Origin of the sequence: Pseudomonas sp. PICF141, from assembly GCF_002286815.1 — a bacterium.
GTDB lineage: Bacteria > Pseudomonadota > Gammaproteobacteria > Pseudomonadales > Pseudomonadaceae > Aquipseudomonas.
On record NZ_MUNM01000014.1, the window covers coordinates 36,435 to 51,192 of the forward strand.

Below are 14,758 nucleotides of genomic sequence, written 5' to 3' on the forward strand. Positions count from 1 at the left end.
GCCGCGGAGATCCCGATGAAACGAAGCAAGTACGTTCAACTCTCGCTGGCCGCGTCGGTCGCCATGGCGATATCAGGTTGCGGGCAAGCGGAAAAAACCTACCCGGTGCAGAAGAAATACAACTTCCAGTCCGTTCAGCAGTGCGCCGATGAAAAGCTCCCGGTGGACGTCTGCTCTGACGCCTACATGAGCGCCATGGCCGAGCACCGCCGCATCGCGCCGGTTTACGACAACCAGGCCGATTGCGATGCCGACTTTGTCGCCGACTGGTGCCAACAGGATTCGGCCGGCAAGTTCATTCCCAAGCTGGGTGGTTTCGAACTGACTGCCGATGGCGAGGTAACACAATCGCAAGTGGACGCAGCCAAGGCTCAATTACCAGCCTCGGAAGCGAACAGTGGAGGCTCCGGGTTCTCCGGCACCAGCCTGCTGACCGGCCTGCTGATTGGCAACATGCTGAGCAGCAACCGCAACAGCTACTACTCCGAGCCGGTCTACCGCTACCGCGATGATCGCGGCAATTACGGTTCCTCGACGCTCAACCAGCGGATTTCCAAAGGCTCAACCTTTGCCAAGTCCAATCAGGCGAGGTACGGCAGCAGCAGCTACGCCAATTCAATCCGTTCCACCAGCAAGCCGATGTCGGTGGACTCGTCCACCTCCCGTGGCGGCTTCGGCAGCAAAGCCAGCGCCCGCAGCGGTTGGGGCGGCTCGAGCAGCGCTGGCCGATCGAGCAGTTAAGGAACGGACACCATGAAGAAGATCCTCTGCGCCGAGCGTCACGACTGGAAACAGACCGCCGAATCTCTTGGTTTTCTGTTCCATACCATCGACGACGAACCTTATTGGGACGAGAGCGCGTATTACCAGTTCACGCTCAAACAGATCGAAAACGATCTCGAAGACCCGACCACCGAGATTCATGAGATGTGCATGGACCTGGTGGCCCGCGTGGTGCAGAGCGAGGAGCTGCTGGAGCGCCTGAGCATTCCGGCGTCATTCTTCGACATGGTTCGCACGTCATGGCTCGAAGGCCATCCGCACCTGTATGGACGCATGGATTTCTCCTACAACGGCAGCGGACCCGCCAAGCTGTTGGAACTCAACTACGACACGCCGACCAGTCTGTACGAGGCGGCGGCGTTTCAATGGGGCTGGCTGGAGCAATGCATCGAACGCGGCTTGCTGCCCAAGCATGCCGACCAGTTCAACAGCATCGACACCAAGCTGCATCAGGCCTTTGCCCAATTGCAGCTCAAACACCCCTTCTATTTCGCCTCGATGAAAGACTCGGTCGAAGACAAAGGCACCACCGACTATTTGCGCCTGATCGCGGAAAAGGTCGGCATCGAATCACGGCACATCGATATCGAAGACATCGGCCTCACTCCTGAAGGACGTTTCGTCGATTTGGAAGATCGCTGGATTCCTCACCTGTTCAAGCTACATGCCTGGGAGTTCATCTTCCACGAGCCCTTTGGTGCAGCGATTGCCCAGAGCGACACCCAGTTTTTCGAGCCGGCCTGGAAATCGATTATTTCCAACAAGGGCATCTTGCCGCTGCTATGGGAGTTCAACAAAGGTCACCCGAACCTGCTCGCGGCGCACCTGGATGTCGACCCAGGCAAAGCGGTACCCAAAGGTTGGGTGCGCAAACCGTTCTTCTCCCGGGAAGGCGCCAACATCGAGTTGCAAACCGCTGAGGGTCTGATCGTAAAAGAGGACGGGCCCTACACCGACGCACCATTTATCCTTCAGGAATTCGCCCCGCTGCCGAAGTTTGGCGACAGCTTCACGCTGATTGGCTCCTGGGTCATCGGCGATCAGGCGGCCGGTATTGGCGTGCGCGAAGACAACAGTTTGATCACCAAGGATTCGAGCCGGTTCTTGCCGCACTTGATACTCGACTGACCCGTCCATCGCCGATGGGTGGACATAATCAAGATGCCCGCAAGACTTACGGCTGAAATACCGGATAATGGCGGCCATTCGTTTAGCCGTTATTCTGGTAATCCCCCATGGAAATCAAGGTCAACTTTCTCGACAACCTTCGACTTGAAGCCAAGTTCGATGACTTCACGGTGGTGGCCGATCAACCTATCCGCTACAAGGGCGATGGCTCGGCACCGGGTCCGTTCGATTACTTCCTGGCTTCGTCGGCGTTGTGTGCGGCTTATTTCGTGAAGTTGTACTGCGACACGCGCAGTATTCCCACGGATAACATCCGCCTGTCGCAGAACAACATTGTTGATCCGGAAAACCGCTACAACCAGATTTTCAAGATCCAGGTCGAATTGCCGGCGGACATCTCCGACAAGGATCGCCAGGGCATCCTGCGTTCCATCGACCGTTGCACCGTGAAAAAAGTGGTGCAAGCCGGGCCTGAGTTTGTGATCGAGGAAGTCGAAAACCTCGACGCCGATGCCCAGGCGTTGCTGATGCCTGCGTCCCGTTCAGAGACGAGCACATATATCGCCGGCAAGGACCTGCCACTGGAGCAAACCATCGCCAATATGTCGGCCCTTCTGGCGGACCTGGGCATGAAGATTGAAATCGCCTCGTGGCGCAATATCGTGCCCAATGTGTGGTCGCTGCATATCCGCGATGCGCATTCGCCGCTGTGCTTTACCAACGGCAAGGGTGCGACCAAGGAAGGCGCGTTGGCCTCGGCGCTGGGCGAATTCATCGAGCGCCTCAACTGCAACTTCTTCTACAACGATCAGTTCTGGGGCGAAGACATCGCCAACGCAACGTTTGTGCATTATCCGGACGAACGCTGGTTCAAGCCTGGTCGTAAAGATGAGCTGCCCACCGAGATTCTCGACGAGTACTGCCTGAAGATTTACAACCGCGACGGCGAGTTGCGTGGCTCCCATCTGATCGATACCAACTCGGGCAATGAAGAACGCGGCATCTGCTCGCTGCCGTACGTGCGCCAGTCGGACGGCGAGGTGGTGTATTTCCCGTCCAACCTGATTGAAAACCTGTTCCTGAGCAACGGCATGAGTGCCGGTAACACCTTGGCCGAAGCCCAGGTGCAGTGCCTGTCGGAGATCTTCGAGCGCGCGGTCAAACGCGAAATCATCGAAGGTGAATTTGCCTTGCCGGATGTGCCGGCCGAGGTGCTGGCGAAGTACCCCGGGATACTGGCCGGGATTCAGGCGCTGGAAGCGCAAGGGTTCCCGGTGCTGGTGAAGGATGCGTCCCTGGGTGGTGAATTCCCGGTGATGTGCGTCACGTTGATGAACCCGCGTACCGGCGGTGTGTTCGCCTCGTTCGGCGCGCATCCAAGCCTGGAAGTGGCGCTGGAACGCAGCCTGACCGAATTGCTGCAGGGCCGCAGCTTCGAAGGCCTCAACGACTTGCCTCAGCCGACGTTTGAAGGGCATGCGGTGACCGAGCCGAATAACTTCGTCGAGCACTTTATCGACTCCAGCGGCGTGGTGTCGTGGCGCTTCTTCAGTGCCAAATCGGATTACGAATTCGTGGAGTGGGACTTCTCCGGCCAGGGTGAAAACTCGAACGCCGAGGAAGCCGCGACCTTGTTCGGCATTCTCGAAGGCATGGGCAAGGAAGTGTACATGGCGGTCTACGAGCATATCGGCGCGAAGGCGTGCCGCATCCTGGTGCCGAACTACTCGGAAATCTATCCCGCCGACGATCTGATCTGGGATAACACCAACAAAGCGCTGTTCTTCCGCACCGACATCCTGAACCTGCATCGCCTGGACGATGAAGAACTGCAAGCGCTGGTTGAGCGCCTGGTGGAAAGCGAGCTGGACGACTACACCGACATCACCACCTTGATCGGCATCGAATTTGACGACAATACCGCGTGGGGTCAGCTGACGATCCTGGAGCTGAAGCTGCTGATTTATCTCGCCTTGCAGCGATTCGAAGAGGCGAAAGAAGCGGTGGAAATGTTCCTGCAGTACAACGACAACACGGTCGAGCGTGGCTTGTTCTACCAGGCCGTCAATGTGGTGCTGGAGATGAAGCTGGACGAGGACCTGGAACTGGAAGACTACGAGGCCAATTTCCGCCGTATGTTTGGCAACGAGCGTACAGATGCAGCGATCGGATCGGTAGACGGCAGCGTGCGCTTCCATGGCTTGACGCCGACCAGCATGAAACTGGAGGGGCTCGACAGGCACCTGCGGTTGATCGACAGCTACAAGAAACTGCACTCGGCACGGGCCAATGTGACCCCTTTATTCAGTTAAACAACGCCCACAAAAAAGCGAAGCCAGATCACTGGCTTCGCTTTTTTTATTGCTTACTGTTTTTTAGAACGGGATGTCGTCATCAAAGCTGTCGAAATCCGGAGCCGGCTGCGGTGCGGCCTGCTGCTGTGGAGCCGGGCGCGACTGTTGCGGTGCCGACTGCGGACGCGGAGCCTGTTGGCGTGGAGCCGGGGCGGACTGCTGGTAGTTATTGCCCCCGCCTTGTTGGTCGCCCTGCTGTGGACGGCCGCCCAGCAATTGCATGGTGCCTTGCATGTCGACCACGATTTCAGTGGTGTAACGCTTGATACCGTCTTTTTCCCACTCGCGGGTCTGCAGCTTGCCTTCGATATACACCTGCGAACCTTTGCGCAGGTATTCGCCGGCAATTTCGGCAACCTTGCCGAACATCGAAACACGGTGCCATTCGGTCTTCTCGACCTTTTGACCGGTTTGCTTGTCGGTCCACTGTTCGCTGGTCGCCAGACTCAGGTTGGTCACGGCGTTACCGTTAGGCAAGTAGCGAACTTCGGGATCCTGGCCGCAAGTGCCGACCAATATGACTTTGTTAACCCCACGGGCCATAACGTTCTCCTAGGCTACGCACGCTGCCCCGGCCGGGTTGTTCACCAGGCGCTCAAGGGTGGTGCGATCCAATAGTTCTGTATCCAGTTTGATGTAAATCGCCGCTTCGTCTTCGACGATCACTGCATCTGTTACCCCTACGACGGCCTTCAGGCGCTCGACCAGACCCGCTTCGCGGATCGCCTCGGGCGACAACGGCAAGCGCAGGCTCGTGACGTAAGGTGGTTCGCGCATGGTAACAGCAAAGGCCAGCCAGAGGGCAGCCAGGCCGGCGCATCCGAGGAAGACAACCGACAAACCGCCGTGCTGGAACATCCAGCCGCCGAGGATTCCGCCCAGTGCCGAACCGAGGAACTGACTGGTGGAATAAACCCCCATTGCCGTGCCTTTGCCGCCTGCCGGTGAAACCTTGCTGATCAGCGAGGGCAAGGAGGCTTCCAGCAGATTGAACGCGGTGAAGAAGACCACCGTACCCATCACCAGCGCCCGCAAGCTATCGCCAAACTGCCAGAAGAATAGCTCAGTGAGCATCAGCGTCACGATGGCGCCGAGAAAAACTCGTTTCATTTTGCGTCGCTTCTCGCCGTAGATAATGAACGGGATCATGGCGAAAAAAGAAATCAGTAGCGCGGTCAGGTACACCCACCAATGCTGCTCTTTGGGCAGCCCGGCTTTTTCGACCAGGGCCAGGGGCAATGCCACGAAGCTCGACATCAACATCGCGTGCAACACAAAAATACCCAGGTCCAGGCGCAGCAGGTCCGGATGTTTGAGGGTCGGTATCAGCGCCTGGCGCGCGACGCCTGATTCACGATGCTGCAACGGCCCGGTTGCGCGCGGCACCATGAACATCACGATGACAATACCGACCAGCGCCATCCCGCCGGTGGCGAAGAACAACCCGGACAGGCCAAAGGCACGGGTCAACAATGGCCCTGCAACCATGGCGACAGCGAACGACAGACCAATCGTCATGCCGATCATGGCCATGGCTTTGGTCCGATGCTGTTCCCGGGTCAGGTCTGACAGCAACGCCATGACTGCCGCGGAAATCGCCCCGGCACCTTGCAGGATACGTCCGGCGATAACGCCCCAGATCGAATCGGCATTGGCCGCCAGCACACTCCCCAAGGCAAAGATGATCAGCCCCAGGTAAATCACCGGACGGCGACCAATTCGGTCGGAAATGAAACCAAATGGAATCTGGAATAACGCCTGGGTCAGGCCGTAAGCGCCAATCGCCAGCCCGATCAGGGCCGGGGTCGCTCCCGCCAGGTCCATCCCATAGGTCGCCAGAACCGGCAACACCATGAACATGCCAAGCATACGGAAGGCGAACACCAGGGCCAGACCGCTTGCTGCGCGGGTCTCACTGCCACTCATGCGTTCGCTGTGGGGATCGTGCATGGAAAAACCTCATGTGAACCGGCGGCGATTCTACCAGTCCCATCGATTGACGGGGTATATCGCGACGCTATGACGCGCACAGATGACGCAGTCTTCATCCAAGGCCGCGCACCCCGCATTTGATAGTGTGCATCCATCCAGTATTTGGCCGTATACTCCTACGTTTTCGACGCCCGCCGAGCGAGGCCACTTTGGACAAGATCCTGATTCGTGGGGCCCGAACCCACAACCTGAAGAACATCGACCTGACCCTGCCACGGGACAAACTGATCGTTATCACCGGCCTGTCCGGATCCGGCAAGTCGTCCCTGGCCTTCGACACGTTGTACGCCGAAGGCCAGCGCCGTTATGTCGAATCGCTGTCGGCTTACGCCCGGCAATTCCTGTCGATGATGGAAAAACCTGACGTCGACACCATTGAAGGTCTGTCGCCAGCGATCTCCATCGAACAGAAGTCGACCTCGCACAACCCGCGCTCGACGGTTGGCACCATTACCGAAATCTACGACTACCTGCGCCTGCTCTACGCTCGCGTCGGTATTCCGCGCTGCCCGGATCACGACATTGCGCTGGAAGCCCAGACCGTCAGCCAGATGGTCGACCTGGTGCTGGCACAACCGGAGGGCAGCAAACTGATGCTGCTGGCCCCGGTGATCCGCGAGCGCAAGGGCGAACACCTCTCGGTCTTCGAAGAACTGCGCGCCCAGGGTTTTGTCAGGGCCCGGGTCAACGGCAGGCTTTGTGAACTGGACGAGTTGCCGAAGCTGGATAAGCAGAAAAAGCACTCGATCGATGTTGTGGTTGACCGCTTCAAGGTCCGGGCCGATCTGCAACAGCGCCTGGCCGAATCGTTCGAGACCGCGCTGAAACTGGCGGACGGTATTGCGCTGGTGGCGCCAATGGACGACGAGCCCGGCGAAGAAATCATCTTCTCCGCGCGTTTCGCCTGCCCGATCTGCGGCCACGCCATCAGCGAGCTGGAACCCAAGCTGTTTTCCTTCAACAACCCGGCCGGCGCCTGCCCGACTTGCGATGGCCTGGGGGCTAAACAGTTCTTCGACACCAAACGACTGGTGAATGGTGAACTGACCCTGGCCGAAGGTGCGATTCGCGGCTGGGACCGGCGCAACGTCTATTATTTCCAGATGCTCGGATCGCTGGCCTCGCACTACAAGTTCAGCCTTGAAGTGCCGTTCAACGAGCTGCCAGCCGATCAGCAGAAATTCATTCTGCATGGCAGTGGCTCGCAGAACGTCGACTTCAAGTACCTGAACGACCGTGGCGACATCGTCAAACGTTCGCATCCGTTCGAAGGCATCGTGCCGAACCTGGAACGCCGCTACCGCGAAACCGAATCGGCTTCGGTCCGTGAAGAACTGGCCAAATTCCTTAGCACCCAGCCCTGCCCGGATTGCCGCGGCACCCGTCTGCGTCGCGAGGCGCGGCACGTATGGGTCGGCGAGAAGACTTTACCGGCGGTAACCAATCTGCCAATTGGCGACGCCTGTGACTATTTCGGCATACTGAAACTGACCGGTCGCCGTGGCGAGATCGCCGACAAGATTCTCAAGGAAATCCGCGAGCGTTTGCAGTTCCTGGTCAACGTTGGCCTGGACTATCTGTCACTGGATCGTAGTGCCGACACACTATCCGGCGGTGAGGCCCAGCGTATCCGCCTTGCCAGCCAGATCGGCGCCGGCCTGGTGGGGGTTCTGTACATCCTCGATGAGCCGTCGATTGGTCTGCATCAACGGGACAACGATCGGTTGTTGGGCACCCTCAAACACCTGAGGGACATCGGCAACACCGTGATCGTGGTCGAGCACGACGAAGACGCGATTCGTCTGGCCGACTATGTGGTGGATATCGGCCCGGGCGCGGGTGTACACGGTGGGCATATCGTCGCCGAAGGTACGCCGGCCGAGGTCATGGCTCACCCTGATTCACTGACCGGTAAGTACTTGTCGGGGCGGGTGAAGATCGCAGTGCCAGCCAAACGCACGCCACGTAACAAGAAGTTGTCGCTGGCCCTCAAGGGCGCTCGCGGCAACAATTTACGCAATGTCGATCTGGAGATTCCGATCGGCCTGTTGACCTGCGTGACGGGTGTTTCCGGTTCAGGCAAGTCAACGCTGATCAACAACACACTGTTTCCTTTGAGCGCTACCGCACTCAATGGGGCAACGACGCTGGAAGCGGCTGCTCACGACAGCATTAAAGGCCTGGAACATCTGGACAAGGTTGTGGACATCGACCAGAGCCCGATCGGTCGCACACCGCGCTCCAACCCCGCGACCTATACCGGGCTGTTCACGCCGATTCGCGAGTTGTTCGCCGGCGTGCCGGAATCCCGCTCCCGCGGTTACGGACCGGGGCGTTTCTCCTTCAACGTGAAGGGTGGTCGTTGCGAAGCCTGTCAGGGCGATGGCCTGATCAAGGTGGAAATGCACTTCCTGCCGGACATCTATGTCCCGTGCGACGTCTGCAAAAGCAAGCGCTACAACCGCGAGACGCTGGAGATCAAGTACAAAGGCAAGAGCATCCACGAAACCCTCGAGATGACGATCGAGGAAGCACGAGAGTTCTTCGACGCCGTTCCAGCTTTGGCGCGCAAGCTTCAGACGCTGATGGACGTAGGCCTTTCGTACATCAAGCTGGGGCAATCGGCGACGACATTGTCCGGCGGTGAAGCCCAGCGGGTGAAACTGTCTCGTGAGTTGTCCAAGCGTGATACCGGCAAGACGCTGTACATCCTCGATGAGCCGACCACCGGCCTGCACTTTGCGGATATCCAGCAACTGCTCGACGTACTGCACCGGCTGCGCGATCACGGTAATACCGTGGTAGTGATCGAACACAACCTGGACGTGATCAAGACTGCCGACTGGTTGGTGGACCTGGGGCCGGAAGGGGGGTCCAAGGGCGGGCAGATCATTGCCGTCGGTACGCCAGAGGAAGTGTCCGAGATGAAGCAGTCTCACACCGGTTTCTATCTAAAACCGCTGTTGGAGCGTGATCGGGCCTGAATCCGGAGCTAACAAAAAAGCCCCTGTCATTGCTCAGTGACAGGGGCTTTTTGTATCGGTGCAATCAGGCGTGTGATTGCAGGTAGTTCTCCAGACCGATCAACTTGATCAGGCCCATTTGCTTTTCAAGCCAGTAGGTGTGGTCTTCTTCGGTGTCATGCAGCTGAACCCGCAGCATCTCACGGCTGACGTAGTCCTTATGCTGCTCGCAGAGCTCAATGCCCTTGCAGAGCGCGGCGCGTACTTTGTATTCCAGGCGCAGGTCAGCGGCGAGCATGTCCGGCACAGTGGTGCCAACATCAAGGTCGTCCGGTCGCATGCGAGGCGTGCCTTCGAGCATCAGAATTCGACGCATCAGGGCATCAGCATGCCCGGCTTCTTCTTCCATCTCGTGGTTGATACGTTCGTAGAGCTTGGTGAAACCCCAGTCCTCATACATCCGCGAATGGACGAAATATTGATCACGGGCTGCCAGTTCGCCTGTCAGCAACGTGTTGAGGTAATCGATTACGTCTGGGTGACCTTGCATCGCCCTACATCTCCCTGCTTGAAAGTCTGTAGTTTGAACCAACCTGACCGGAAGGTCACTCGCCCGACGCTATAAAAGCGAAGATATTCTTAGAAAAGCAGCTTAAATAACGCAAAAAACCGCCCAAATGAGGGCGGTTCTGCTTATCGTTTAGACTTAGTTAAGCTGTACGTTGAGTGCCTTTGCGATTGCTTCTCCATACGCTGGGTCAGCCTTGAAGAAATGCTGCAGTTGGCGATCGACCACATCGCTGGAAACGCCTGCCATTGCACCAGCAATATTGTCGATCAGCAGTTGTTTCTGCTCTTCGCTCATCAAACGGAACAATGCACCGGCGTGACTGTAGTAGTCAGTGTCTTCGCGATGATCGTAACGACCAGCCGCGCCGCTCAAGGCCAAAGCAGGTTCCGCGTAGCGCGGCGCCTGTTTCGGTGATTCTACGTAACTGTTCGGCTCGTAATTCGGTGTTGCGCCCCCATTGGCGCCAAACGCCATGGAGCCGTCACGCTGGTAAGTGTTGACCGGGCTACGAGGCGCATTCACCGGCAGTTGCTGGTGATTGGTGCCAACACGGTAGCGATGAGCATCAGCGTAGGCAAACACGCGACCTTGCAACATGCGGTCAGGCGACAGACCGACACCCGGAACCATATTGCTCGGACCGAACGCCGCCTGCTCGACTTCCGCGAAGTAGTTCAGCGGATTGCGGTTCAGTTCCAGCTCACCCACCTCGATCAATGGAAACTCTTTCTGCGACCAGGTCTTGGTCACGTCGAACGGGTTCTCATAGTGAGCCTCGGCTTGGGCCTCGGTCATGATCTGGATATTGACACTCCATTTCGGGAAATTGCCGCGCTCAATGGCGCCGAACAGGTCACGTTGCGCGTAATCCGGATCGGTACCCGCCAGGCGTGCCGCTTCTGCCGGAGCGAGGTTCTTGATCCCCTGCCTGGTTTTGTAGTGCCACTTCACCCAGTGACGCTCGCCGCTGGCGTTGATCAGGCTGTAGGTGTGGCTGCCGAAGCCATGCATGTGGCGATAGCCGTCAGGGATACCGCGGTCCGAGAACAAAATGGTGATCTGGTGCAACGCCTCAGGCGAGTGCGACCAGAAATCCCACATCATCTGCGCGCTTTTCAGATTGCTTTGCGGCAGGCGTTTCTGGGTATGGATGAAGTCAGGGAATTTCAGCGGATCACGAATGAAGAACACCGGTGTGTTGTTCCCCACGATGTCCCAGTTGCCTTCTTCTGTGTAGAACTTCAGGGCAAAACCGCGTGGATCACGCTCGGTGTCGGCCGAACCGCGCTCACCACCTACAGTGGAGAATCGCAAGAAAGTCGGAGTTTGTTTGCCGACGGACTCAAACAGCTTGGCACTGGTGTACTGAGTGATATCGCGAGTCACGGTGAACGTACCGTAAGCACCCGAACCTTTGGCGTGTACACGACGCTCAGGAATATTTTCACGATTGAAGTGTGCAAGCTTCTCGATCAGGTGGAAATCGTCGAGCAGCAAAGGGCCACGTGGGCCGGCGGAGCGGGAATTCTGGTTGTCGGCGACAGGAGCGCCACTGGCGGTCGTAAGCGTTTTGTTTTGGCTCATGCGATCTCGTCCTCTGTCAATTTTTTGAGCTGCCGGTTAATCGGCGTGGGTGGGAGTATTGATCATCGATATGGCACCTACAAATTCATTAATTTGCAGACATCAATAGAAAAATACTACCCACTATCCTGCTCATATATTGAAGGCATGAACTGCCAGGAAGCTTGTACAAATAGCGCGTTTTCTTGCACGCACAAAAAACCGGGCACTAGGCCCGGTTTTTTGTTTCAGACTGACGTCTTACTCAGCGGATACAGCTTCACCGCCGACAGGACGATCAACCAACTCGACGTACGCCATAGGCGCGTTGTCGCCAGCGCGGAAGCCGCACTTGAGGATGCGCAGGTAGCCACCCTCACGGGTAGCGTAACGCTTGCCCAGGTCGTTGAAGAGCTTACCAACGATAGCTTTCGAACGAGTACGGTCGAAAGCCAGACGGCGGTTAGCCAGACTGTCTGTCTTGGCCAAAGTGATCAGCGGCTCAGCAACGCGACGCAGTTCTTTGGCTTTTGGCAGTGTAGTTTTGATCAGCTCGTGCTCGAACAGCGACACCGCCATGTTTTGAAACATGGCCTTGCGGTGCGAGCTGGTGCGGCTCAGGTGACGACCACTTTTACGATGACGCATGGTTCATTCCTTACCAAACACAACGTTCGGTGATTACGACGATCAGGCAGTCGCCTTGTCGTCCTTCTTAAGACTTGCAGGCGGCCAGTTGTCGAGGCGCATGCCGAGGGACAGACCGCGGGAGGCCAGAACGTCCTTGATTTCAGTCAAGGATTTCTTGCCAAGGTTCGGAGTCTTCAACAGCTCTACTTCGGTGCGCTGAATCAGGTCGCCGATGTAGTAGATGTTTTCCGCCTTAAGGCAGTTAGCCGAACGTACAGTCAGTTCCAGATCGTCAACCGGGCGAAGCAGGATCGGATCGATCTCGTCTTCCTGCTCGACAACCACTGGCTCACTGTCACCTTTGAGATCGACGAACGCAGCCAACTGCTGTTGCAGGATGGTTGCAGCACGGCGAATAGCTTCTTCAGGATCCAGGGTACCGTTGGTTTCCAGATCAATAACCAGCTTGTCCAGGTTAGTACGCTGTTCGACACGGGCGTTTTCCACCACGTAAGCGATACGGCGAACCGGGCTGAACGAAGAGTCAAGCTGCAAGCGACCGATGCTGCGGCTTTCGTCTTCATCGCTCTGACGCGAGTCTGCCGGTTCATAACCACGACCACGAGCTACGGTGAGCTTCATGTTCAGGGCGCCATTAGACGCCAGGTTAGCGATTACGTGATCGGGGTTAACGATCTCGACATCATGATCCAGCTGAATATCGGCAGCGGTAACCACCCCCGAACCCTTCTTCGACAAGGTCAGCGTAACTTCGTCTCGACCGTGCAGCTTGATAGCCAGACCTTTAAGGTTCAACAGGATTTCAATTACGTCTTCCTGTACACCTTCGATGGCGCTGTACTCATGGAGCACACCGTCAATCTCGGCCTCGACTACTGCACAGCCGGGCATTGAGGACAACAGGATGCGGCGCAGCGCGTTGCCCAGGGTGTGGCCGAAACCACGCTCGAGAGGCTCGAGAGTGATCTTGGCGCGGGTTGGACTGACAACCTGCACATCAATATGGCGGGGTGTCAGGAACTCATTTACCGAAATCTGCATGGATGCACCTATTTTCTAGCCCTTACTTGGAGTAGAGCTCGACAATCAGGCTTTCGTTGATGTCGGCGGACAGATCACTGCGAGCAGGAACGTTCTTGAAAACGCCCGACTTCTTCTCAGTGTCTACTTCTACCCATTCTACGCGGCCACGTTGGGCACACAGATCGAGAGCTTGGACAATGCGAAGTTGGTTCTTTGCTTTCTCGCGAACTGCGACCACGTCACCAGCACGAACCTGGTAAGACGGAACGTTTACGGTCTGACCGTTAACGCTGATCGACTTGTGCGATACCAGCTGACGGGATTCGGCACGAGTAGAGCCAAAACCCATACGGTATACAACGTTGTCCAGACGGCATTCGAGCAGTTGCAACAGGTTTTCGCCGGTTGCGCCTTTCTTGCCAGCTGCTTCTTTGTAGTAGCCGCTGAATTGACGCTCGAGAACGCCGTAGATACGACGGACCTTCTGCTTTTCACGCAGTTGGGTGCCGTAATCGGACTGGCGACCGCGGCGTTGGCCGTGGATACCAGGTGCTGCTTCAATGTTGCACTTCGATTCGATCGCGCGCACGCCGCTCTTCAGAAAGAGATCGGTGCCTTCGCGACGAGCGAGTTTGCATTTTGGACCAATGTAACGAGCCATTCTTTACAATCTCCTGGATTACACGCGGCGCTTCTTCGGCGGACGGCACCCGTTGTGCGGGATTGGCGTCACGTCGGTGATGCTGGCGATCTTGTAGCCACAGCCGTTCAAAGCGCGGACTGCGGATTCACGACCTGGGCCTGGACCTTTGACGTTAACGTCGAGGTTTTTCAGGCCGTATTCCAGCGCAGCTTGACCAGCACGTTCAGCAGCTACCTGAGCAGCGAACGGGGTGGACTTGCGGGAACCGCGGAAACCCGAACCACCGGAGGTAGCCCAGGAAAGAGCGTTGCCTTGACGGTCGGTGATGGTCACGATTGTGTTGTTAAAAGAAGCATGGATGTGGGCGATGCCATCAACCACTGTCTTTTTAACTTTTTTACGAGGACGAGCAGCAGGTTTAGCCATGATTAATTTCCTGTCGATTCGCTGGGGCGATTACTTGCGGATCGGCTTACGCGGACCTTTACGGGTACGCGCGTTAGTCTTGGTACGCTGACCGCGCACTGGAAGACCACGACGATGACGCAGACCGCGATAGCAACCGAGGTCCATCAAACGCTTGATTTTCATGTTGATTTCGCGACGCAGGTCACCTTCAGTGGTGAACTTCGCCACTTCGCCACGCAGCTGTTCAATCTGCTCGTCGCTCAGATCTTTGATCTTTGCGGCTGGGTTTACCCCAGTCACTGCACAAATTTTCTGTGCAGTAGTGCGACCAACACCATAGATGTAGGTCAGCGAGATAACAGTATGCTTGTTATCTGGAATGTTAACGCCTGCAATACGGGCCATTCAGTGGGACTCCAATTGACAGCTACCTACGCCCCGGAAGCCAAGAAATAGGGCGCGAGATAATATCGCTGTAATAACAAATAATCAACCCGGCAGCGCACTAGCTGCCGGGCTTGAAGCACAATCACACTCAGCCTTGGCGCTGTTTGTGACGCGGTTCCGCGCTGCAAATTACTCGAACAACACCTTCGCGGCGAATAATCTTGCAGTTACGGCACAGCTTTTTCACCGATGCACGAACTTTCATCACCAACTCCTCGAACCTTATGGGTAC

At 56.9% G+C, this 14,758-nt stretch carries 14 protein-coding genes; 4 read left to right on the forward strand and 10 right to left on the reverse strand.

Going from position 1 to position 14,758, the window contains the following annotated elements; genetic code table 11:
* Positions 1-15 precede the first annotated feature (15 nt).
* The 3 genes from BZL43_RS00875 (at position 16) to BZL43_RS00885 (ending at position 4,223) form a co-directional block, all read left to right on the forward strand.
* On the forward strand, positions 16-741 hold the full coding sequence (locus tag BZL43_RS00875; protein ID WP_095630582.1) for a DUF1190 domain-containing protein: 726 nt from the start codon (positions 16-18) through the stop codon (positions 739-741).
* A gap of 12 nt (positions 742-753) precedes the next feature.
* Positions 754-1,911 (forward strand): glutathionylspermidine synthase family protein, encoded by a 1,158-nt coding sequence (locus tag BZL43_RS00880; protein WP_095630583.1) that lies wholly within the window; start codon positions 754-756, stop codon positions 1,909-1,911.
* 107 nt (positions 1,912-2,018) lie between these two features.
* On the forward strand, positions 2,019-4,223 hold the full coding sequence (locus BZL43_RS00885; RefSeq protein WP_095630584.1) for an OsmC domain/YcaO domain-containing protein: 2,205 nt from the start codon (positions 2,019-2,021) through the stop codon (positions 4,221-4,223).
* Positions 4,224-4,286: 63 nt separating this feature from the next.
* Here BZL43_RS00885 and BZL43_RS00890 read toward each other — a convergent pair whose 3' ends face one another.
* Both BZL43_RS00890 and BZL43_RS00895 read right to left on the reverse strand, forming a co-directional pair.
* Complete coding sequence (locus BZL43_RS00890; protein WP_063342384.1) at positions 4,287-4,808, reverse strand: single-stranded DNA-binding protein; 522 nt, start codon at positions 4,806-4,808, stop codon at positions 4,287-4,289.
* Between the two features lie 9 nt (positions 4,809-4,817).
* On the reverse strand, positions 4,818-6,215 hold the full coding sequence (locus BZL43_RS00895; RefSeq protein WP_095630585.1) for an MFS transporter: 1,398 nt from the start codon (positions 6,213-6,215) through the stop codon (positions 4,818-4,820).
* A 191-nt stretch (positions 6,216-6,406) separates the two neighbouring features.
* Between BZL43_RS00895 and uvrA the strand changes: the two genes are divergently transcribed.
* The gene (gene uvrA / locus BZL43_RS00900) at positions 6,407-9,241 is read left to right on the forward strand and encodes an excinuclease ABC subunit UvrA (protein WP_095630586.1); all 2,835 of its coding nucleotides are present in this window, start codon (positions 6,407-6,409) and stop codon (positions 9,239-9,241) included.
* Between the two features lie 64 nt (positions 9,242-9,305).
* Here the strand turns inward: uvrA and bfr are convergent, their stop codons facing one another.
* From bfr to rpmJ, 8 genes are all read right to left on the reverse strand, one after another.
* A complete protein-coding gene (bfr, locus tag BZL43_RS00905) occupies positions 9,306-9,770 on the reverse strand; it encodes a bacterioferritin (RefSeq protein WP_007896795.1) in 465 nt (154 codons plus the stop codon).
* A 156-nt stretch (positions 9,771-9,926) separates the two neighbouring features.
* A complete protein-coding gene (locus tag BZL43_RS00910; protein ID WP_095630587.1) occupies positions 9,927-11,375 on the reverse strand; it encodes a catalase in 1,449 nt (482 codons plus the stop codon).
* A 240-nt stretch (positions 11,376-11,615) separates the two neighbouring features.
* Positions 11,616-12,002 (reverse strand): 50S ribosomal protein L17, encoded by a 387-nt coding sequence (gene rplQ / locus BZL43_RS00915; protein WP_095630588.1) that lies wholly within the window; start codon positions 12,000-12,002, stop codon positions 11,616-11,618.
* A gap of 42 nt (positions 12,003-12,044) precedes the next feature.
* A complete protein-coding gene (rpoA, locus tag BZL43_RS00920; RefSeq protein ID WP_003186012.1) occupies positions 12,045-13,046 on the reverse strand; it encodes a DNA-directed RNA polymerase subunit alpha in 1,002 nt (333 codons plus the stop codon).
* Positions 13,047-13,068: 22 nt separating this feature from the next.
* The gene (gene rpsD / locus BZL43_RS00925; protein ID WP_003176404.1) at positions 13,069-13,689 is read right to left on the reverse strand and encodes a 30S ribosomal protein S4; all 621 of its coding nucleotides are present in this window, start codon (positions 13,687-13,689) and stop codon (positions 13,069-13,071) included.
* Positions 13,690-13,707: 18 nt separating this feature from the next.
* On the reverse strand, positions 13,708-14,097 hold the full coding sequence (gene rpsK / locus BZL43_RS00930) for a 30S ribosomal protein S11 (RefSeq protein WP_002555466.1): 390 nt from the start codon (positions 14,095-14,097) through the stop codon (positions 13,708-13,710).
* Positions 14,098-14,127: 30 nt separating this feature from the next.
* Positions 14,128-14,484 (reverse strand): 30S ribosomal protein S13, encoded by a 357-nt coding sequence (gene rpsM / locus BZL43_RS00935; RefSeq protein WP_003186020.1) that lies wholly within the window; start codon positions 14,482-14,484, stop codon positions 14,128-14,130.
* Between the two features lie 130 nt (positions 14,485-14,614).
* Complete coding sequence (gene rpmJ, locus BZL43_RS00940) at positions 14,615-14,731, reverse strand: 50S ribosomal protein L36 (RefSeq protein WP_002555468.1); 117 nt, start codon at positions 14,729-14,731, stop codon at positions 14,615-14,617.
* Positions 14,732-14,758: the final 27 nt, after the last annotated feature.